18 protein-coding genes, 7 tRNA genes and 1 riboswitch are annotated in these 18,901 nt (G+C 64.2%); of the genes, 10 read left to right on the top strand and 15 right to left on the bottom strand.

The features are described from left to right. Window positions 1-77: 77 nt before the first annotated feature. The 14 genes from hisF to KNN17_RS08265 all read right to left on the bottom strand — a co-directional run bounded on the left by hisF (window position 78) and on the right by KNN17_RS08265 (window position 11,744). Window positions 78-854 (bottom strand): imidazole glycerol phosphate synthase subunit HisF, encoded by a 777-nt coding sequence (hisF, locus tag KNN17_RS08200; RefSeq protein WP_078105458.1) that lies wholly within the window; start codon window positions 852-854, stop codon window positions 78-80. 23 nt (window positions 855-877) lie between these two features. Beyond that, on the bottom strand, window positions 878-1,738 hold the full coding sequence (hisG, locus tag KNN17_RS08205; RefSeq protein ID WP_078105459.1) for an ATP phosphoribosyltransferase: 861 nt from the start codon (window positions 1,736-1,738) through the stop codon (window positions 878-880). Between the two features lie 176 nt (window positions 1,739-1,914). Then, window positions 1,915-2,178, bottom strand: a complete 264-nt coding sequence (locus tag KNN17_RS08210; protein ID WP_078105460.1) for a phosphoribosyl-ATP diphosphatase — start codon at window positions 2,176-2,178, stop codon at window positions 1,915-1,917. Between the two features lie 115 nt (window positions 2,179-2,293). Further along, window positions 2,294-2,779 carry a 6,7-dimethyl-8-ribityllumazine synthase gene (ribH, locus tag KNN17_RS08215; protein ID WP_078105461.1) on the bottom strand — a complete coding sequence of 162 codons (486 nt, stop codon included), beginning with the start codon at window positions 2,777-2,779 and terminating at the stop codon, window positions 2,294-2,296. A 37-nt stretch (window positions 2,780-2,816) separates the two neighbouring features. After that, window positions 2,817-3,518 (bottom strand): GTP cyclohydrolase II, encoded by a 702-nt coding sequence (gene ribA, locus KNN17_RS08220; RefSeq protein ID WP_241708275.1) that lies wholly within the window; start codon window positions 3,516-3,518, stop codon window positions 2,817-2,819. Next, window positions 3,515-4,210 (bottom strand): 3,4-dihydroxy-2-butanone-4-phosphate synthase, encoded by a 696-nt coding sequence (gene ribB, locus KNN17_RS08225; RefSeq protein WP_139359513.1) that lies wholly within the window; start codon window positions 4,208-4,210, stop codon window positions 3,515-3,517. Before ribB ends, ribA begins: the two co-directional genes overlap by 4 nt. After that, window positions 4,207-4,842, bottom strand: a complete 636-nt coding sequence (locus KNN17_RS08230; RefSeq protein WP_241708276.1) for a riboflavin synthase — start codon at window positions 4,840-4,842, stop codon at window positions 4,207-4,209. The genes ribB and KNN17_RS08230 overlap by 4 nt, the downstream gene beginning before the upstream one ends. Beyond that, entirely contained in the window at window positions 4,842-5,993 is a 1,152-nt protein-coding gene (gene ribD / locus KNN17_RS08235; protein WP_241708277.1) for a bifunctional diaminohydroxyphosphoribosylaminopyrimidine deaminase/5-amino-6-(5-phosphoribosylamino)uracil reductase RibD, read from the bottom strand. The genes KNN17_RS08230 and ribD overlap by 1 nt, the downstream gene beginning before the upstream one ends. Next, the gene (gene pnuC, locus KNN17_RS08240; RefSeq protein ID WP_241708278.1) at window positions 5,990-6,688 is read right to left on the bottom strand and encodes a nicotinamide riboside transporter PnuC; all 699 of its coding nucleotides are present in this window, start codon (window positions 6,686-6,688) and stop codon (window positions 5,990-5,992) included. Before pnuC ends, ribD begins: the two co-directional genes overlap by 4 nt. An 84-nt stretch (window positions 6,689-6,772) precedes the next feature. Further along, window positions 6,773-6,926: riboswitch (FMN riboswitch) on the bottom strand. 99 nt (window positions 6,927-7,025) lie between these two features. Continuing rightward, entirely contained in the window at window positions 7,026-7,688 is a 663-nt protein-coding gene (gene rpe / locus KNN17_RS08245; RefSeq protein WP_241708279.1) for a ribulose-phosphate 3-epimerase, read from the bottom strand. Between the two features lie 93 nt (window positions 7,689-7,781). Continuing rightward, the gene (locus KNN17_RS08250; protein WP_241708280.1) at window positions 7,782-9,332 is read right to left on the bottom strand and encodes an RsmB/NOP family class I SAM-dependent RNA methyltransferase; all 1,551 of its coding nucleotides are present in this window, start codon (window positions 9,330-9,332) and stop codon (window positions 7,782-7,784) included. Beyond that, complete coding sequence (gene fmt, locus KNN17_RS08255; RefSeq protein WP_241708281.1) at window positions 9,329-10,249, bottom strand: methionyl-tRNA formyltransferase; 921 nt, start codon at window positions 10,247-10,249, stop codon at window positions 9,329-9,331. Before fmt ends, KNN17_RS08250 begins: the two co-directional genes overlap by 4 nt. Next, the gene (gene def, locus KNN17_RS08260) at window positions 10,246-10,812 is read right to left on the bottom strand and encodes a peptide deformylase (protein WP_078105470.1); all 567 of its coding nucleotides are present in this window, start codon (window positions 10,810-10,812) and stop codon (window positions 10,246-10,248) included. Before def ends, fmt begins: the two co-directional genes overlap by 4 nt. A gap of 50 nt (window positions 10,813-10,862) precedes the next feature. After that, complete coding sequence (locus KNN17_RS08265) at window positions 10,863-11,744, bottom strand: cytochrome (RefSeq protein WP_241708282.1); 882 nt, start codon at window positions 11,742-11,744, stop codon at window positions 10,863-10,865. A 175-nt stretch (window positions 11,745-11,919) separates the two neighbouring features. Between KNN17_RS08265 and KNN17_RS08270 the strand changes: the two genes are divergently transcribed. From KNN17_RS08270 to acs, 3 genes are all read left to right on the top strand, one after another. Further along, a complete protein-coding gene (locus KNN17_RS08270) occupies window positions 11,920-13,068 on the top strand; it encodes a GGDEF domain-containing protein (protein ID WP_241708283.1) in 1,149 nt (382 codons plus the stop codon). A 141-nt stretch (window positions 13,069-13,209) separates the two neighbouring features. After that, entirely contained in the window at window positions 13,210-13,884 is a 675-nt protein-coding gene (locus KNN17_RS08275; RefSeq protein ID WP_241708284.1) for an acetate uptake transporter, read from the top strand. A gap of 6 nt (window positions 13,885-13,890) precedes the next feature. Beyond that, window positions 13,891-15,870, top strand: a complete 1,980-nt coding sequence (gene acs, locus KNN17_RS08280; protein WP_241708285.1) for an acetate--CoA ligase — start codon at window positions 13,891-13,893, stop codon at window positions 15,868-15,870. A gap of 71 nt (window positions 15,871-15,941) precedes the next feature. Here the strand turns inward: acs and KNN17_RS08285 are convergent. Then, window positions 15,942-16,016: transfer RNA gene (locus KNN17_RS08285), tRNA-Val, on the bottom strand. A 236-nt stretch (window positions 16,017-16,252) separates the two neighbouring features. Here KNN17_RS08285 and KNN17_RS08290 point away from each other — a divergent pair. From KNN17_RS08290 to KNN17_RS08320, 7 genes are all read left to right on the top strand, one after another. Then, window positions 16,253-16,325, top strand: a tRNA-Gly gene (locus KNN17_RS08290). A gap of 55 nt (window positions 16,326-16,380) precedes the next feature. Next, a tRNA-Cys gene (locus KNN17_RS08295) sits at window positions 16,381-16,451 on the top strand. 41 nt (window positions 16,452-16,492) lie between these two features. Beyond that, a tRNA-Val gene (locus KNN17_RS08300) sits at window positions 16,493-16,567 on the top strand. Window positions 16,568-16,621: 54 nt separating this feature from the next. Then, window positions 16,622-16,694 (top strand) — tRNA-Gly (locus KNN17_RS08305). A gap of 48 nt (window positions 16,695-16,742) precedes the next feature. Next, window positions 16,743-16,817 (top strand) — tRNA-Val (locus KNN17_RS08310). A 54-nt stretch (window positions 16,818-16,871) separates the two neighbouring features. Continuing rightward, window positions 16,872-16,947 (top strand) — tRNA-Gly (locus KNN17_RS08315). A 262-nt stretch (window positions 16,948-17,209) separates the two neighbouring features. After that, window positions 17,210-18,640 (top strand): amino acid permease, encoded by a 1,431-nt coding sequence (locus KNN17_RS08320; RefSeq protein ID WP_242598664.1) that lies wholly within the window; start codon window positions 17,210-17,212, stop codon window positions 18,638-18,640. The last annotated feature ends 261 nt before the right edge of the window (window positions 18,641-18,901 follow it).

The following is an 18,901-nucleotide window of genomic DNA, read 5'->3' on the forward strand; positions in this document are numbered from 1 at the left end:
CCCCGACTGACTCGCAGTTGTTGTCGTTATGAGCGCTCATAACGACAACAACTGCGAGTCAGTTGGGGTGGGACCCGCTAGCGGACCAGGAAGCCTGCTTCGCGGATCGCGGCTTTGACCTGGGCGATCATGTCATCCGGGCCGAAGTGGAACACTGACGCGGCCAACACGGCGTCGGCACCTGCTTCAACAGCCGGCGGGAAATGCGCCGGTTTGCCGGCGCCGCCGGAGGCGATGATAGGGATGTGGACGGCCGCACGGACCAGGCGGATGAGTTCCAGGTCGAAGCCGTCCTTGGTACCGTCGGCATCGATCGAATTCAGGAGGATCTCCCCCACACCGCGGTCCGCGGCTTCCTTGGCCCACGCAATGGCGTCGATTCCGGTCCCTTGGCGTCCACCGTGCGTGGTCACCTCGAAGCCGGACGCCGTGGGCTCGGAGCCGGGCCTGGTCCGCCGCGCGTCAACCGACAGGACCAGCACCTGCGATCCGAAGTGGCGGGTGATCTCGTCGATGACGTCAGGGCGGGCGACGGCGGCCGTGTTGATGGAGGCCTTGTCCGCGCCGAAACGCAGGAGCTTGTCCACTTCGGCCACGCCCCGGACGCCACCGCCGACGGTCAGCGGGATGAAGACTTCCTCGGCGGTGCGGCGAACGACGTCGAACGTGGTTTCCCGGTTGCCCGACGACGCCGTGACGTCAAGGAACGTGAGTTCGTCCGCCCCGGCGTTGTCATAGCGGTGCGCAAGCTCCACGGGGTCTCCGGCGTCGCGCAGACCCTCGAAATTGATGCCCTTCACCACACGGCCGGCGTCGACATCCAAACAAGGGATGACCCGTACTGCTACAGCCATTGCTGCTCCTCGATGGTCTCGTGTCAGATGCGGCAGGCGTGGATGCTGCTGACCAGGATGGCGCGGGCGCCGAGGTCGTACAGCTCGTCCATGATCCGGTTGGTTTCCTTTTTCGGAACCATGGAACGGACGGCAACCCAATCCGAGTCGCGCAGCGGCGACACCGTGGGCGATTCGAGGCCCGGGGTGAGGGTGGCGGCTTCTTCCACGAGGTCCTTGCGGATGTCGTAGTCCATGAGGACGTACTGACGGGCGACGAGCACGCCCTGCAGGCGCCGGATCAGGACCTCGATCTCCTTCGCCGTGCCGTTTGCGGCACCACCCTCGCCGGTGCGGCGGATCAGGACGGCTTCGGACTTGAGGATGGGCTCTCCGAAGATCTCCATTCCGGCAGCCTTGAGCGTGTTGCCGGTTTCGACGACGTCAGCGATCGCGTCGGCGACGCCGAGACGCACGGAAGACTCGACGGCGCCGTCAAGGCGGACCACCTTGGCTTTGACGCCGCGCTCGGCGAGGTAGTCGCGCAGGAGGCCGTCGTAGCTCGTGGCGAGGCGCTTGCCTTCAAGCTGCTCGACGCCGGTGAAGTCGCCGACAGGCCCGGCGAAACGGAAGGTGGACGCGGCAAAGCCAAGGGGAAGCAGCTCTTCTGCTTCGACCTGCGCGTCGAGGAGGAGGTCGCGGCCGGTGATACCGACGTCGAGGGTGCCCTGGCCTACATACACGGCGATGTCTCGGGGGCGGAGGAAGAAGAACTCAATGTCGTTGTCGGGATCGACCATGACCAGTTCACGGGTGTCGCGGCGCTGGCGGTATCCCGCCTCGGTCAGCATCGCGGAGGCGGCTTCGGACAGGGAGCCCTTGTTGGGGACGGCTACTCGCAGCATGGGGGACTTTCTTGGGAAGTGGAAGGGGAGGTTTCAGGCATTGTGCTCACGGCGCTGTTCTTTTCTTCCGCGGAACGGGACCCGGAAGAGACCTTCCCGGAAGAGACGGCGCAGTCAGCGGGGGCCACGCTGGGCTCTGCCAGGACCTTTTCAGGTCCCGGACCGAGCGGACGTGGCTAGAGATGCTTGTAAACGTCTTCCAGGCCCAGACCCTTGGCGAGCATCAGGACCTGCAGGTGGTAGAGCAACTGGGAGATTTCCTCGGCTGCGGCTTCATCGGATTCATACTCTGCAGCCATCCAGACTTCGGCGGCTTCCTCCACGACCTTCTTGCCGATGCCGTGGATTCCGGAGTCCAATTCGGCCACGGTGCGGGAGCCTGCCGGACGGGTCGCTGCCTTTTCGCTCAGTTCTGCGAACAGCGTCTCGAAATTCTTCACGCCCTACAGCCTACTTGCTCGCGGCCGGTGACCGCCTGTCGGGTCATTGAATGACGGAAGGGATGTGAGCGAACGCACAACGTGTGCCGGCACGCCCACATCCCTTTCGTCGCTGTTAGGCGTACTGCTTGAGGGTCAGCGCAGTGGAGAGCGCAGCGGTCACGGCTTCGTGGCCTTTGTCCTCGGACGAGCCGTCCAGCCCGGCGCGGTCCAGGCCCTGCTGCTCGGTGTCGCAGGTGAGCACGCCGAAGCCCACCGGCACGCCGGTGCGGACGCTTACTTCGGTGAGCCCCGACGTCGCCGCCTGGCACACGTAGTCGAAGTGCGGCGTGCCTCCGCGGATGACGACGCCGAGGGCAACGACGGCGTCGAAGTGCGGCGCGAGCCGTGCAGCTGCGACGGGAAGCTCAAAGGATCCCGGGACGCGCAGCACCGTGGGCTCGGCGATGCCGGCTTCCTTGGCGGCACGCAGCGCGCCGTCGAGAAGGCCATCCATGATCTGGGTGTGCCAACTGGCAGCCACGATGGCGAGTTTCAGCTGGTGGGTTTCCTCGGGATTGAGGGTGGTGAGGTCGATGGTAGGGGCGCCGTGTCCGCTCATGGGTGTGTGGTGATCCGTTCAGTCTTAAGGGTGAAGTTCAGTCTTGTTCGAGGTCAAACGTGCCGGCAGTTGCGTGCGTGCCGGCCGGTTCAGCGTCACCGAGGGTCAGGCGGTGGTCCATGCGGTCCTTCTTGGTCTGGAGGTACCGAAGGTTTTCTTCCCGGGACGGGACCTCGGTGGGCACCATCTCGACCACCTTCACGCCGGCCGCGGCAAGCCGGTTCTGCTTGTCCGGGTTGTTGCTCAGGAGCCGGATTTCATGAAGGCCCATTTCGGCAAGGATCTGGGCGGCGGCCTTGTAGCAGCGGGCGTCCACGGGGAGCCCCAGCTGCTCGTTGGCCTCGACCGTGTCGAATCCGGCCTCCTGCAGGGCGTAGGCCTTGATCTTGTTGGCCAGGCCGATGCCGCGGCCCTCCTGTCCACGAAGGTAGAGGAGAGTCCCGCCCTCTTCGCGGATGAGTTCCAGGGCGTAGGCCAGCTGTTCTCCGCAATCGCAGCGGTACGAACCGAAAACGTCGCCCGTGAGGCACTCGGAATGCAGACGCACCAGGGGAGGCTTGCCGGCAAGCGGCGCTTTCGGGGAACTCACCGCCAGGTGCTCTGCCCCGGTGGCGAGGTCGGTCCACGCCTGTGCCACGAACTCACCGAAGGCGGTGGGTAGCTGGACAATCGGGCCGCCGCTCACGGGATGCGTTGCGCGCGCGGGCGTGCCGCCGTCCTGCGTTGTCGCTGTGGTCATCGCTGCTCCTCGTTTCCTGCCGGAATTGCAACCTGGTGCCCCGCCTCCGACGCTACAACATAAGCCACGAGATCCTCTATCGAAATCAGAGGACATCCATGCTCGGCAGCGAACTCCCGGAGGCTGTCCAGGCGCATCATTTCACCATCGTCATGTACCAATTCGGCGATCACGCCCACCGGGGCGAGCCCCGCAAGCCTGCAGAGATCAACTGCCGCCTCCGTGTGTCCCGGACGTTCACGCACTCCCCCCTTAACGGCCCGGAGCGGAAAAATATGCCCGGGCCGCGTGATCGAGGACGGAGTGCTGCTGGAATCAGCCAGAATCCGGGCGGTCAGGGCCCTGTCCGTGGCGGAAATGCCGGTGCTTACGCCCAGCGCAGCATCACAGGACACCGTGTACGCCGTGCCTTTGGCGTCTTCGTTGACCAGGACCATGGGCGGCAGCGCCAGGGCATCGGCCCGCGACTCCTCGAGGGGAACGCAAATGACTCCCGAGCTGTAGCGGATGGTCCAGCCCATGAGGGCAGGCGTCGCGTGTTCGGCGGCGAAGATGATGTCGCCTTCGTTTTCGCGGTCTTCATTGTCCACCACGATGACGGGACGGCCGGCTGCCATGGCCTTGACGGCCTTCTCCACCGGGTCCAGCCCCTGGCGCACCACTGCGGTACTGCCGTTGTGTGCGGCGCTCACTGGGCAGACCCAGCGGCGGTTGCCGAACCGAAGGAGAGCAGTCGCTCGGTGTATTTCGCGAGGACGTCCACCTCAAGGTTGACGCGCCCGCCCGTGACCTTGGCCCCGAGCCCGGTTTCGTCCAGCGTGGTGGGAATGAGTCCCACCTCAAACCAGGGGTTCACTTCTTCGGCCGGGCTGACGGCAGTGACGGTGAGTGAAACGCCGTCGACGGCGATCGAGCCCTTTTCGGCGATGTACCGTGCCAGCGGAGCCGGCACGGCAAAGCGGAGGCGGTCCCAGTTACCCAGCGACTCGCGCTCCAGAAGCTGCCCGACGCCGTCGACGTGGCCCTGCACGACGTGGCCGTCCAAGCGGCCGCCCGCCTGGACACAACGCTCAAGGTTCACCGAATCACCGGCGGCAAGCTCGCCGATAGTGGTGCGGACGAGGGTTTCGCCCATGACGTCGACGCTGAACTCCCGGCCGTCGATGTCCGTTGCGGTGAGGCACACGCCATTGACCGCGATGGAGCCGCCTAAGCCAAGGCCTTCGGTGGTGCTCGGGGCCGTGAGGCGCAGCGTGGCGCTGGCCTCGCCGTCGTGCTCGACGGACAGCACCGTGCCTTGTTCAGCGACGATTCCGGTAAACATCAGTGTCCTCCTGTGGTGGTGTCCGAGGCGTCCTTGCCCGGAAATGGTTCGTGGTGTTCGGTGTGCGACTTGCTCCAGCCCGGTTTGTTTCCGTCCGATGGTCCGGACCTCAAATGCAGCCTGAGGTCCCGGCCCAGCGCATGGACCGCGCCGCCACCGGCGTCGTCCCAGTTCCAGTGCTGGGCGTCGGCGAGGGTGGAGATGCCGAGATCCATGAGGGCAGGCGTACCGGCACCCAACAGGGTGGGCGCAAGATAGACGATCAGTTCATCCACCAGGCCGGCGGCGAGGAAGCCGCTCAGGATGCGGGAGCCGCCTTCCACCATGACGTGCCGGACGCCTTCGGCGAACAGCAACTCCAAGGCCTCTGACGGGTCGCGGGTCGGCAAATGGATGAACTTGCCGTCAGTCCCCCGCACGGCGGCATCGGCCGGGACCTCCCGCAGCCCCATGACGGCCCGGAGCGGCTGGCTTGGCGATTCCACGCCGTCACTCTCCCGCGCCGTCAGCCGAGGGTTGTCCACCAGGACGGTCTCGGTGCCCACAAGAATGGCGTCGATCAGGCGCCGCAATCCGTGGTTGTCGGCAAGCGATTCAGGGCTGGAGATCCATTGGCTGGTTCCGTCGGCGGCCGCGATCCTGCTGTCGAGGGTCTGGGCAATGTGGAGCGTGACGAAGGGGCGCCTGGCGTCCACCGCGTTGAACCACTCGCGGTTCAGCTTCAAAGCCTCGGCCGCGGCGAGCCCGGACCGCACATCCACGCCGGCAGCGCGCAGCCTGCCGGCACCGCCAGCGGCTGGATCGTGGGGATCATCGACGGCGTAAACCACCAGTGATATGCCGGCGTCAATGATCGCAGTGGTGCACGGTCCTGTGCGACCTACGTGGTTGCAAGGCTCCAAGGTCACCACCATGGTTGTTCCCGCGAGGTCGAGGCCTTTCGCCTTCGCCTTGGCGATCGCATCCGCCTCGGCATGTGGCGTGCCTGCGCCGCGGTGGTAACCCGTGATGAGCTGTTCTCCGTTGGACCCGAGCACAACCGCACCCACCAAGGGATTGGCACCGCGGTGTCCCCGCAGGGCCACGTGCAGCGCCGTGTCCATGGCCGCGGACTCAGCTTCCGAAAAATTCGGTTCAATAGCGTCGCTCATGAGAGGGCTCCTGCGGTTTCCGGCTCGGGCGTTGGCCTGAGCGGCCGGCTTTCACGTCGGTCTGCGCGCCACCAGACGAAGAATCCGGCAAGGGTGAAGAACCCGTAAAAGAGGTACATGAAGGCGCTGGCAAAATAGCCCGCGCTGAAAAGCAAGGGAACGCCCACAATGTCCACGGCGACCCAGATCAGCCAGAATTCGGTCCAGCCGCGCGCCATGCCATACGTCGCCAGGAGTGAACCCATGAAGGTCCAGGCGTCCGCCCACACAGGGGGGTAGGAACCCATGGAAGCGAAGACGGGAGTGAGTGCGGCTGTTCCCGCAATCATGGCGGCCACCATGCCGACCCGCGGTGGGGGGCTTGCCCAGCCGGGCACGATGGCGTGGCCATGCGCGCCTGCTTCGAGTCCCCGGCGCCAGCGGTACCAGCCGTAGACGGCGACCGTAATGAACATCATCTGGCGTCCGGCCTGGCCCCACAGGGTTGCCGGCGAGGCGGCGCCGAAGACGTTGCCCAGAAAGACCGTGAGCAGGAGCAGGTTGCCCGCGATTCCGATGGGCCATGCCCAGACTTTGCGGCGCATGCCGCCCAGGGCGCTGGCGAGCCCGAAAATGTTGCCTAGCACTTCGCGAAGAACAAGCACAGATCCGCCTACGGGAATCTGTGCTTCGAAGAGCCATCGCAGAAAGTCCATGTCGTTCCTTCCCTCGAATGCCGCGATGGCTCCGGGGGTGTACGACAGCGCGATGCCGGGCGCACGGAACGCCCAAGCATGACTGTACGTGCTTCTCCCATCCAGACTTTAACTGTCGGTACTGGAGTTCCACCAGTTCAACCGTCCGCCGTCGAGAATCCCGTGAGGGAACGCGATGGCTCGCGGGTCGCGGACTGTAACCGCCGGTTCGGAATTACACCGACCCCGGAGCACGTATGTGTGTTGCTATTCTGACACAACTGGAGGCATGGACGATGTATTCCCGGTGCAATATGCATGCCATTGCGTCATTGTTGTCACATTGCCGCGCGTCCGGTCACATTGCCGCGCGGCCTGCCGCCCGGAGCCGCTCAATGGCGGCAGCGGGGTCCTCATGTCCGTACACCGCGGAGCCCGCAACGAACACATTCGCACCGGCTTCTGCTGCCCGGACAATGGTCTCCTCGGTGACGCCGCCGTCGACCTGGATGGCGACGCCGATACCCGAGCCCTCGATCGCCGCCCGCGCCCGCCGGATCTTCGGCAGGGTCACGTCCAGGAAGGACTGCCCGCCGAAGCCAGGCTCCACGGTCATGATGAGGAGCATGTCCAGTTCGCTGAGCATGTCCAGGTACGGTTCCACCGGAGTGGCCGGACGGAGGGCCATGCCTGCCTTCGCACCGCGGGCACGGAGCTCACGCGCGAGCTTGATGGGAGCCATCGCCGCTTCCGCGTGGAAAGTCACGGAAGCCACGCCTGCGTCGGCGTAGGCCGGTGCCCAGCGGTCGGCGTCGGAGATCATCAGGTGGGCGTCGAGCGGCACCGGACTCACGGCCTGGATCCGCTCCACCACCGGAAGGCCGAGCGTCAGGTTCGGCACAAAATGGTTGTCCATGACATCGACGTGGACGGCGTCGGCGTTGCTGATTCTCTTCAGCTCGGCTTCCAGGTTCACGAAGTCCGCGGACAGGATGCTCGGGTTGATACAGCACTCAGTCAAGGCAGTTCCCTCAGTGTTGGTGGCGGTCTGGTGGTTGTGGCAATTCTCCAGCTTAGGTACGCGGGACGTTCAGCCGGGGAAAGGCGCCGAAGGTTACGGCTTCTTCCGGATCAGCGCCAGGAACATCGCGTCGGTTTGATGCACGTGCGGCCACAGCTGGGCGGTCAACTCGTGCCCGGCGCCGAGGTTGCCGCTCAGGCTGACCGCGTCCAGGGCCGCACCGGCGTCGATCTGCTCCAAGTCGTCCCGCTTGCGCAGGACATCGCTGACGACGGCGGTGGTTTCGGCCGGGTGCGGGGAGCACGTCACGTACGCCACCACTCCGCCCGGTTTGACGGCGTCGATGGCCGAATGGAGCAATTCACGCTGCAGCGGTCCGAGATCGGCAAGGTCCTTGGGGGTCCGGCGCCAGCGCGACTCGGGCCTGCGCCGCAGGGCGCCCAGGCCGCTGCAGGGAACGTCGACCAGCACGCGGTGGAAAGCCTCCGGTTGTTCCGTGCCGACGTCGCGGCCGTCGCCAACCCTCACGGTCCAGGAGCCCGCGGGAACCGCAGAGAGGGCTTGGCTGACCAGCTTGGCCCGGTGTTCCGCGGGTTCGTTGGCCAGGAGGGTCGCACCTTCCTGGTGGGCGAGGGCTGCCAGCAGCGCGGCCTTGCCGCCTGGACCGGCACACAGGTCCAGCCATTTCTCGCCGTCTTGGGTGGCCTGTCCGAGGTCCACACCCGCGACGGCGCGGGCTACCAGCTGCGATCCGACGTCCTGGACGCGCGTGGTGCCCTCGCGGATGGAGGACATGCGCCCCAGGTCGCCGCCGCTGGACAGCGCCGAGTCGATCACGAGTTCACCGGGAGTGGCCCCGTTCTCCAGGGCTTCATCGAGGTTGCCGATGCCGGGAAGCGCCACGAGGTTCACCACAGGGGCGGCGTTGTCGGCTTCGAGCAGTTCGGTGATTTCACTCGCGGGACGGCCATGCATGACGAGCGACTGGCGCAGCGCCCTGACGATCCATTCCGGGTGCGCATGGCGTACGGAGGCGATCCTGGTTTCGTCGGTCTCGTTCTCCAGCAGGTGGTCGAGCCACTCCGGGAGCGTCCGGGCGGTGACTTTTCGGAGCACGGCGTTGATAAGTGACGACGGGCCGGCCCCGATGACCGCGCGGGCCAGCCCGACAGTCTGGTCGAGGGCTGCGTGGGCAGGAACGCGCATGGCGAGCAATTGGTGGGCACCCAGCCGCAATGCATCCAGGACTGCCGGATCGAGTTGGTCGAGCGGCCGGTCGACGCACTCGGCCAGGACGGCGTCGTACATTCCTTGGCCGCGCAGCGCTCCGTAGCTCAGTTCGGTGGCGAATCCGGCGTCGCGCTTGTCGAGGTGGTGGTGGCGGATCCGTGAGGGCAGCACGAGGTTCGCATACGCGTCTTCCGAAGCGACCGCGCGCAAGACTTCGAAGGCCACCAGTCGCGCCGGATCCGCGCGCCGGGTCCGCTGGGACGGTGCGTTGGTGGTGAAACCGCGTTGCGGGCCCCTGTTGCGTTCGCGGCCCTGGGCGTTGCGGTTGCTTTCGCCGCGGGGACCGCGGTTGCCGTGGCTACCGCCGTCCCTGTTCCCACTGTTGTCGGAGCCGCGCCGGCCGGACTCATTCATTCGAATTCCACGCTTTCTGGTGTTGCCAAACCACGGGCCCAATCGGCCGACGGCATCATCTTTTTGCCCGCAGGCTGGATCTGCCCGAGCTGCACCGCATGGGATCCGGTCCCGACCAGGACGTTCTTGCCGTCAATCCGGATCTTGCCGGGTGCAAGGTCCCGGATGTCCGGGCGCAATCCCACGGGTTCCAGCTTGACCCGCTGCCCGTCGAGCATGGTCCACGCTCCCGGTTCGGGGGTGACCCCCCGGGCCCTGCGGTTGATGGCGAGGGCCGGTTGCGTCCAGTCGAGCCGGCCGTCGTCGAGCGTCAGTTTGGGCGCGAGCGAAACGTCGCCTTGCTGGGGCACGGGAGCCGCACTGCCGGACTCGACGGTGGACAGAGTCTGGGTGAGCAGGACCGCGCCGCTGCGGGAGAGCCGTTCCAGCAAGTCGCCCGCCGTGTCTTCGGGGCGGACGGTTTCCGTCAACGTCCCGAAAACCGGCCCGGTGTCGAGTCCTTCTTCCAGGTGGAAGGTGGCCGCCCCGGTGATGTCATCGCCGGCGATGACTGAGCGTTGGACCGGTGCGGCGCCCCGCCAGGCGGGGAGCAGGGAGAAGTGGAGATTGATCCAGCCGTGGCGCGGCACACCGAGTGCGGCTTTGGGGACAAGGCCTCCATAGGCCACGATTGCGGCGACGTCCGGCTCATATGAAGCGATCCGCTCCGTTGTCCCGGCGTCCACCTTGGAGGCGTGGATGATGTCGATGCCGAGCTCAGCGGCACGTGCTGCCACGGGCGACGGCGTCAGGATCCGTTTGCGGCCGGTCGGGGCATCCGGCCTGGTCAGCACCGCCACGACCTCGAAACCCGCCTCGATCAGCGCGTCAAGGGACGGTACGGCGACGGCCGGAGTGCCGGCGAAGAGCACCCTCATTCGGCGGCGCCGAAGCTGCCGAAGCTGGAGCCCACCGTGTTGGCCCTCTTGGCGGTGGTCCGTTCGGTCACGGAGTGGTAGTCCGCGGCGCGGATGGCCCGGAGGGCGGTTTTCCGGTCCTCACCCTCGAGACGGTCAGTGAACAGGATCCCGTCAAGGTGGTCGGTCTCGTGCTGGAAGCAGCGGGCAAGCATGCCCTCCGCCTCCACGGACACGGGATTGCCGTGCAGGTCCACGCCGGTGGCACGGGTGGTCCTGCGGCGGCGGACCGGGAACGCGAGTCCGGGAATGGAGAGGCAGCCTTCCACTTCGTCGGGCTGGAAATCATCGCTGCTCTCGAGCACGGGGTTGATGATGTGGCCTTCCACGCCGCCGATCCGGTAGGTGAAGACGCGCTGGCTCACGCCGACCTGCGGCGCGGCGAGCCCTGCACCGTCCACGTCTTCCATCGTCTCGGTCATGTCCGACACAAGTTTGGCGAGCTCAGGCCCGAATTCCGTGACTGGATCAGCAACTGTGCGGAGCACGGGATCGCCGATGATACGGATACTCAAAATGGCCATGTGCTGTCTTTCCTCACGATCGGCGAAGCTTCGGTCCCGGCAAAAGGGGCCTAGGCCAGTTTAGTTGAGCCTGCGGATGCCGTGGCGGCAGGGTAAGACGGCGGAGCCACAGGGAGCAGCGCCGTTCCGGCTGCGGCCACGTCGGCAGACATCTCCCACACTCTCTTCAAGGCGCAGAACTTCCACCAATGGTGTTTGAGGACGTCCGGGTTGGCCCGCTGGGGACGCACTTCGGTCTCGCCGATAGCCACCGCGAGGAGAACCGGGTTTTCACCGTATTTCCACGGCTCCCACTCCCCTGCCACTGGATCCACAAGGCTCTCCTCGGCTTTCATTCCCGCGACAAGCTGCATCACCACCTTGTCATCGAGGGGTTTCACCGTTCCATCGCGGGTGGTGCCTTTGGTCTTGTAGTCGATCAGGCAGACCCTGCCATTGATTTTGGCCACGAGGTCCAGGGTTCCGGCGTAGCCCACGCTGGCGTTCCACACGGTGATCTCGGGCGCGATGGGTTCCACCCGGTACAACTCCCACCATTCATCGAAGCGGGCCGCGAACGCTTCCTCTCCTTGTGAAACGAGCTCATCGAGTGTTTCCTTCACGCGGTGCGGGCGTCCGAGGGCGCGGAGCGCCACTTGCTCGCAGTAGTTGTGCACGCGGTCTCCGCGGCGCGCAGCGTCGTCCCGGTACACCTCCGCTGCCTTGGCGGCTTTGTTGACCGCCTGCCTCAACTTGGCAGGACTGGAAAGGTGCTGCGGGAGTTCGGGGTCTTTCGCCAAGCTGCTGGCACCCATGTAGCCGAACCAGCCGTCCAGGGAATGGGCCTGCTGGCCGATCACCGTGGTGATGGAAGGAACCGAGAAGGCCTCGGACGTGGACCGGGCATACATCCGGCCGTATTCGGTGGCATGGGCAAGCAGTGGATCTGTCATGGGAAAACTCTTTCACACACCGCTGACAAGAAGACGCGGAGCCTTTGTGGCCGAGCACGGGACGTCCCGGGCGCGCTATTTAGCGCGCTAGTTAACAAGACCGTACGCATGGTGCACTTGGTTCTGTGACTCACGGTGCCATAATTGGTCACGTCCTCGGCTACGGGAGCAAATCTTGGTCCTCGATATAACAACCCTGCGAGTCGCCCTTGGCGTTGTCGCCCTGACGCTGCTCCTTTTGTTCTATGCATCCTTCAGGCGCACGCGATCGTCCTACAACGGGTGGTGGTGCATCGCACTCCTGTGCTTCCTGGCTGGAAACCTGGCCTTCCTCCTCAACGGGACGCCACATCAAGTCTGGGCGAATCCCTCGGGGAACGTCCTGTTGGTGGCCGGCGCGCTGAGCGTGTGGACCGGCGCCCGGTCCTTGAGGATGCTGCCGCCCCCCAAATGGCAGTTTGCTACTGCGTGTGGAGTCACGGCCCTTGCCTCCGTGTTGGAGAGCCCCGGTTACAACACCTGGTCCGGAGGCTTGGTATATCTGGGGTTCATGACGCTGGGCATCGCTTTGGCGTCCCGCGATCTGTGGCGCCTGGATTCCAGCTACTCCCATGTGCACAAGTCGATGGCCCTGGCCGCCGGTTTCCTTGCCGCCTACTATTTTTGCCGCCTTGCCGTTTACCTCGTCGAAGGTCCCACCGGCCCGACCTTCCGGATGTATTTTGGCCCGTCGATTGCCAGCCTCGTCACGCTGGTACTCCTGGTTGCCGTGTCCTTCAGCATGACCGCCCTCAGCAACGATCAGCTGATCAACCGGCTCAGTGAGCGCGCTGCCCGCGACAACCTGACCGGACTTCTCAACCGTGGCACTTTCATGGACCTGGCCACCCAGGAACTCGAGCGCCTCCACGCTTCAAGCTCGGTCGCTTCCTTGATCCTGGCCGACCTGGACCACTTCAAGGCGATCAACGATGAGTACGGCCATGCCGCCGGCGACGCCGCACTGCAGGCATTCGCGGCTGCGTGCAACGAGTCGGTACGATCCACCGACCTGGTCGGACGATACGGGGGCGAAGAGTTCATCCTGCTTTTGCCGGGAGCCAGCCAGGAACGGGCCGAAAGCATCGCGGCCGACATCAATCGTGCCTTGGCGGCACGCAAAGACTTCGAGGACATCCACATTCCTACCGTGAGTTACGGAGTCACCTCCACCGGGTTCGACGCCGTCGACCTCACCGCGATGATTGCCGCTGCAGACGCGGCCCTCTACGAAGCCAAGTCACTCGGAAGGAACAGGGTGGTCAGGGCAGCGCCCCGCGGATAACAGCGAAGCTCCCAAGTGTGACTTACATCACAAGATACTGTGATTTGAACCACACGGGGTTTCGATTGTGACTTGCATACTCAGGTGTAACCTGATATGCGACACCAGTGATGGTGCTGGTGCTGACCAAGGAGTCGTGCCATGAGTATCGAATCAAGTTCTGCCGCGGGAACCACCCCGGCCGATAGTGGTCACCGGGCTGGAAACCCCCTCTCAGCCCAGAGTGTTGCGGCATCCCCGCAGGCGAGCGCCAGTCCCCCGTTTGCCGATCCTGCAGCCTTGGGTTTGGGCGCATTCGCGTTGACCACTTTTGTCTTGAGCGTCGTCAATGCCGGCCTGATCGCCAAGGGCGACGAACCCGTGGTCCTTGGGTTGGCTCTCTTCTACGGCGGCCTCGCGCAGTTCGGCGCCGGGATCTGGGAATTTGCCAACCGCAACGTCTTCGGCGCGACGGCCTTCTGCTCGTACGGGGCGTTCTGGCTGTCCTTCTGGTTCCTGGCCCAGTTCAGCGCGGCCGGCCTTCCACCGGCGGACGCCGGCAAGGGCGTCGGTCTCTACCTGCTGGCGTGGGCCATCTTCACCGCCTACATGACCATTGCCGCGTGGCGTGTCAGCATGGGCGTCTTCGCGGTTTTCGTTGCCCTGACGCTGACCTTCATCGCCCTGTTCATCGGCGCCTTCGCCGCGTCCGCCACCATGACGATGCTCGGCGGCTGGCTGGGCATTGTGACTGCGCTCATCGCCTGGTACTGCTCCCTCGCGGTGGTCGCGAACTTTACGTTCAAACGAGTCCTGCTTCCCGTGGGACCACGGTGACCGGTGATGGCCGACTACCCGACAGAACCGGATGAAACCCTCGCAAACCTGCTGCACGAACAACGGCGATTCCCCCCGGAAGCCGGCTTTACCGCCAAAGCCAACGCCACGGCGTCGGACTATGAAGAGGCCGACGCCGACAGGCTGGCTTTCTGGGCGAGGCAGGCGGAGCGGCTGGACTGGTCGCAAAAATGGTCAGAGGTCCTGGACTGGTCCAAGCCGCCATTCGCCAAATGGTTCGTCGGGGGCAAGCTGAACGCAGCCTACAACTGCCTGGACCGGCATGTCGTCGCCGGCCGCGGAGACAAAATCGCCTACTACTTCGAAGGGGAAGGCGGAGATACCCGCACCATCACCTATGCCCAGCTCACGGACATGGTCTGCCAGGCAGCGAATACGTTGACTGATTTGGGCGTCACGGCAGGAGACCGGGTGGCCATCTACATGCCGATGATCCCGGAGACCATCGTGGCGATGCTGGCTTGCGCCCGGATCGGGGCTCCGCACACCGTCGTCTTCGGCGGGTTCTCCGCGGACGCCCTGCGGACGCGGATCCACGACTGCGACGCCCGGATCGTCATCACCTCCGACGGCGCCTACCGCCGCGGCAAGGCAACCGGGCTGAAGCCCGCCGTCGACGAGGCCCTGCTGGACTGCCCGGACGTCCGCAACGTCCTCGTGGTCCGACGCACAGGCCAGGAGATCGACTGGATCCAGGGGAGGGATATCTGGTGGCATGAGTCGGTTGAGTTGGCGTCCACTGACCACCAGGCCGAAGCTTTCGATGCCGAGCATCCGTTGTACGTGATGTACACCTCGGGGACAACCGGCAAGCCCAAGGGCATTCTGCACACCACCGGCGGCTACCTCACGACATGCGCCTACACGCATTGGGCTGTGTTCGACCTGAAAGCTGCCTCCGACATTTTCTGGACAGCAGCGGACATCGGATGGGTCACCGGGCACAGCTACATCGTGTACGGTCCCCTGGCCAATGGCGCCACCTCGGTGCTGTACGAAGGGACTCCCGATACCCCGCACCAAGGCCGCTGGTGGGAAATCATCGACAAGTACAAAGTTTCGATTCTCTATTGCGCCCCCACCGCGATCCGCACGTTCATGAAGTGGGGCGCCCAGATACCGGCAAAGTACAGCCTCGGGAGCCTGCGTGTGATCGGGACGGTGGGCGAGCCGATCAACCCGGCAGCGTACATCTGGTACCGGGAAAACATCGGGCACAACCGCACTCCCGTTGTGGACACCTGGTGGCAGACCGAGACCGGGTCCATCATGATCAGTCCGCTCCCTGGAGTTACGGCGGGCAAACCGGGTGCCGCCATGAAAGCGCTGCCCGGGATCGTGGCCGACGTCGTGGATGACGCGGGGGCGCCGGTTGCCAACGGTTCCGGCGGCTATCTGGTGTTGAAGGCGCCGTGGCCCTCCATGCTGCGCACCATCTGGGGCGACGACGAGCGGTACGTGGAGACCTACTGGTCACGGTTCCCGGGTCTCTACTTCACAGGAGACGGCTCGAAGAAGGACGAGGACGGAGATATCTGGCTTCTGGGCCGGGTCGACGATGTGATGAACGTGGCTGGGCACCGGCTCTCGACGACGGAAATCGAATCGGCACTGGTTTCGCATGCGAAAGTCGCGGAAGCCGCCGTCGTCGGCGCCACCGACGAAACCACGGGGCAAGCGATCGTCGCCTTCGTCATCCTCCGCAGCGAGGCGGGCGACGGCGGCCCGGAAGTGGTGCAGGAGCTGCGTGAGCATGTTGCCAGGGAAATCGGCAAAATCGCCCGGCCCCGCCAGATCATGGTGGTGGCTGAACTGCCCAAGACCCGGTCCGGGAAGATCATGAGGCGGCTGCTCAAGGACGTCGCACAGGACCGGCCGATCGGGGATGTCACGACCTTGGCGGACTCGTCGGTCATGGACCTGATCAAGGCCGGGATGCCGGGAGGAGCTGGAGGGAAGCGCTAGCCTGTGGCATCCGGACAACAAAAGGGAGCTCCTCCGACCTGCGTTTCCGCGGCCGGAGGAGCTCCCTTTCCTGGTGGGCGATACTGGGTTCGAACCAGTGACCTCTTCGGTGTGAACGAAGCGCGCTACCACTGCGCCAATCGCCCGTGCACAAGAAGACTAACCGACCCCGGCCGGAATTCAAAAATCGGGGCAACCACCGCGAAAATGCGTGTGAATCACATTGGTGTAACTCGCAAAATCCGCGCCAATCCAAGGAACTATCGCTCATTGCGTACGATTCGGGCAGATCGATTTGGAGTTTCCCGGAACCTCCTATAGAGTTTTTACTCGTCGGAAAGCGACGGAATGCCCGCTGCGGACAGGCCGTCCAAGAAGACATGCGGACGTAGCTCAGCTGGTAGAGCACCACCTTGCCAAGGTGGATGTCGCGAGTTCGAATCTCGTCGTCCGCTCGCAGGACACTGTCACGGCATTGAGTTCTTGGAACCTCAGGAATCGTGCTTACACGGTGGGTTGGCCGAGAGGCGAGGCAGCGGCCTGCAAAGCCGTATACACGGGTTCGAATCCCGTACCCACCTCGGTGAAAACCTTGGTTTCCGGTCCAGGCCGGATTGCATTTGGGCGATTGGCGCAGCGGTAGCGCGCTTCCCTGACACGGAAGAGGTCACTGGTTCGATCCCAGTATCGCCCACCAAGGCAAGGCAACTTGCTTGTTGATGAAGGTCCGGCCCGCCGGAACGCATCATGTGCGGACGTAGCTCAGCTGGTAGAGCACCACCTTGCCAAGGTGGATGTCGCGAGTTCGAATCTCGTCGTCCGCTCTCGTATTTTAAGGTCCCGGAAACGGGCCGGCCGGCTTATGCCGATCCGGGCGATTGGCGCAGCGGTAGCGCGCTTCCCTGACACGGAAGAGGTCACTGGTTCGATCCCAGTATCGCCCACCAAGGCAAGGCAACTTGCTTGTTGATGAAGGTCCGGCCCGCCGGAACGCATCATGTGCGGACGTAGCTCAGCTGGTAGAGCACCACCTTGCCAAGGTGGATGTCGCGAGTTCGAATCTCGTCGTCCGCTCCACTCCCCTATCCCGGCCCGGTTCCGCTGGCCTAAAGCAGGGACATCTATCCAAGCAGCTCCGCCGGAGCTGCTTTTTTTGTGCCCTGGACGCTCGCCTACGGGGTCCGCATGTCGGAAGGATCGGCAAAACTGATCGATACTACTCAGCAAAAATCACTTTATCCAATGTGATTCGGATCGCATACTTTTCTTCGGGCAGTCATTCGCCAACGCCGCAAGGCAGGAGCACACAGTGAATCAACAAACACTCGTCCGTTCGATCATGAGGAAGAAACCCATTGATGACATCGAGGAGGAAAGTAAGCACAGCGGACTCTTCAAAAGCCTGGGCCTCTGGCAACTGACTGCAATCGGCGTCGGCGGCATCATCGGCGTCGGGATCTTCTCCCTGGCTGGTCTCGTGGCGCACGGAAGCGCGGACACGCCGGGCGTCGGCCCCGCTGTGCTGATTTCGTTCCTCGTCGCGGGGCTTGCCTCAGCGGCCGCAGCACTTTCCTACGCCGAATTCGCCGGGATGATTCCCCGCGCGGGATCCGCCTACACCTACGGCTACGTTGCCCTCGGCGAGGTCATCGGATGGTTCATCGGCTGGGACCTCCTGCTGGAGTACATCGCAATCGTCGCCGTCGTCGCGATCGGCATTTCCGGATACTTCGACGCGTTCCTTTCCGGGATCGGCGTCCACATGCCGGCGTGGATGACCTCGACGGCGGACGAGGGGCACGGCGGCATCATCAACCTACCTGCCATCCTGGTCTGTTTGCTGGTCACCTGGATCCTGTCCCGTGGAACCAAGGCCTTCGGCCGCTTCGAGCTGGTGGCGGTGGCCATCAAGGTGGTCCTGATCCTGTTCATCATCGGCCTCGGCATCTTCTACATCAACACCAACAACTACAACCCGTTCATGCCCAGCGGTTTCGGCCCGGTGGTGGCCGGTTCGGCCACCGTGTTCTTCGCCGTGTTCGGCTACGACGCCATGAGCACCGCGGCCGAGGAAGCCAAGGACGGCAAGAAGCACATGCCCAAGGCGATCGTGCTCTCGCTTGTCATCGCAATGCTCCTTTACGTTGCGGCGACGCTGGTGCTCACCGGCATGCAGAATTACAAGGACATCAACCCGACGGCCGGTTTCGCCTCCGCCTTCAGCGGTGTTGGCCTGCCTGTCATCGCGACCATCATCTCGGTGTTCGCCGTCCTGTCCATCCTCACCGTCATGTTGACCTTCCTCCTCGGCGTTACCCGTGTTTGGTTCTCCATGAGCCGTGACGGCCTGCTCCCGGGCTGGTTTGCGAAGACGGACCGCCATGGCACCCCGCAGCGTGTCACGTGGATTGCAGGCCTTGCGTCGGCATTCTTGGCGGGAGTGTTCCCCATCAAGGCAGTTGCGGACCTGACCAACATCGGTATCCTGGCCGCGTTCGTCGTCGTTTGCCTCTCGGTCATCATCTTTCGGTACAAGAAGCCCGACGCGCCGCGTACCTTCCGGCTGCCGTTCATGCCCGTGGTTCCGGCATTCGGCATGCTTGCGTCAGCCTTCCTCATGACTCAGTTGCATTGGGAAACCTGGTTGCGCTTTGTCGTGTGGCTGGCCATCGGACTCGTGATCTATTTCAGCTACGGCCGCAAGCATTCCCTGATGAACCCGGACAGTCCCCGCCATCAGGAGCTTTCTGCCCACGAGGCCCAGCTGTGACCCCCTCCAAGAGGCATTTGACATCCCAGTCAAATTTTCCCTTGGCACCTCCAAGGTCTCGGGTTAGGATCGAAAACGGAGGAGCGAACTGGCTCCGGGATGGAAAGGAGGTGCCCGTGGGATTATTTGACGATCTGAAGGGCAAAGTTCAGGACCTCGTTGGTGGCAATGAAGAAGCCATCAAGGATGGCATCGAATAGGCCGCCGATTTTATCGACGACTAGATGCGGTTCAGAGAGCCGCTTCCAGGTTCGTGGGCAA

This window comes from Arthrobacter bambusae (genome assembly GCF_022606295.1).
GTDB classification, from domain to species: Bacteria; Actinomycetota; Actinomycetes; order Actinomycetales; family Micrococcaceae; genus Arthrobacter; species Arthrobacter bambusae_A.

Excerpts from the sequence above, each read along its gene's own strand:
- hisF (WP_078105458.1), bottom strand. The coding sequence starts at position 854 with ATGGCTGTAGCAGTACGGGTCATCCCTTGTTTGGATGTCGACGCCGGC.
- hisG (WP_078105459.1), bottom strand. The coding sequence starts at position 1,738 with ATGCTGCGAGTAGCCGTCCCCAACAAGGGCTCCCTGTCCGAAGCCGCC.
- ribH (WP_078105461.1), bottom strand. The coding sequence starts at position 2,779 with ATGAGCGGACACGGCGCCCCTACCATCGACCTCACCACCCTCAATCCC.
- ribA (WP_241708275.1), bottom strand. The coding sequence starts at position 3,518 with ATGACCACAGCGACAACGCAGGACGGCGGCACGCCCGCGCGCGCAACG.
- KNN17_RS08230 (WP_241708276.1), bottom strand. The coding sequence starts at position 4,842 with ATGTTTACCGGAATCGTCGCTGAACAAGGCACGGTGCTGTCCGTCGAG.
- ribD (WP_241708277.1), bottom strand. The coding sequence starts at position 5,993 with ATGAGCGACGCTATTGAACCGAATTTTTCGGAAGCTGAGTCCGCGGCC.
- pnuC (WP_241708278.1), bottom strand. The coding sequence starts at position 6,688 with ATGGACTTTCTGCGATGGCTCTTCGAAGCACAGATTCCCGTAGGCGGA.
- KNN17_RS08250 (WP_241708280.1), bottom strand. The coding sequence starts at position 9,332 with ATGAATGAGTCCGGCCGGCGCGGCTCCGACAACAGTGGGAACAGGGAC.
- fmt (WP_241708281.1), bottom strand. The coding sequence starts at position 10,249 with ATGAGGGTGCTCTTCGCCGGCACTCCGGCCGTCGCCGTACCGTCCCTT.
- def (WP_078105470.1), bottom strand. The coding sequence starts at position 10,812 with ATGGCCATTTTGAGTATCCGTATCATCGGCGATCCCGTGCTCCGCACA.
- KNN17_RS08265 (WP_241708282.1), bottom strand. The coding sequence starts at position 11,744 with ATGACAGATCCACTGCTTGCCCATGCCACCGAATACGGCCGGATGTAT.
- KNN17_RS08275 (WP_241708284.1), top strand. The coding sequence starts at position 13,210 with ATGAGTATCGAATCAAGTTCTGCCGCGGGAACCACCCCGGCCGATAGT.
- acs (WP_241708285.1), top strand. The coding sequence starts at position 13,891 with ATGGCCGACTACCCGACAGAACCGGATGAAACCCTCGCAAACCTGCTG.
- KNN17_RS08320 (WP_242598664.1), top strand. The coding sequence starts at position 17,210 with ATGAGGAAGAAACCCATTGATGACATCGAGGAGGAAAGTAAGCACAGC.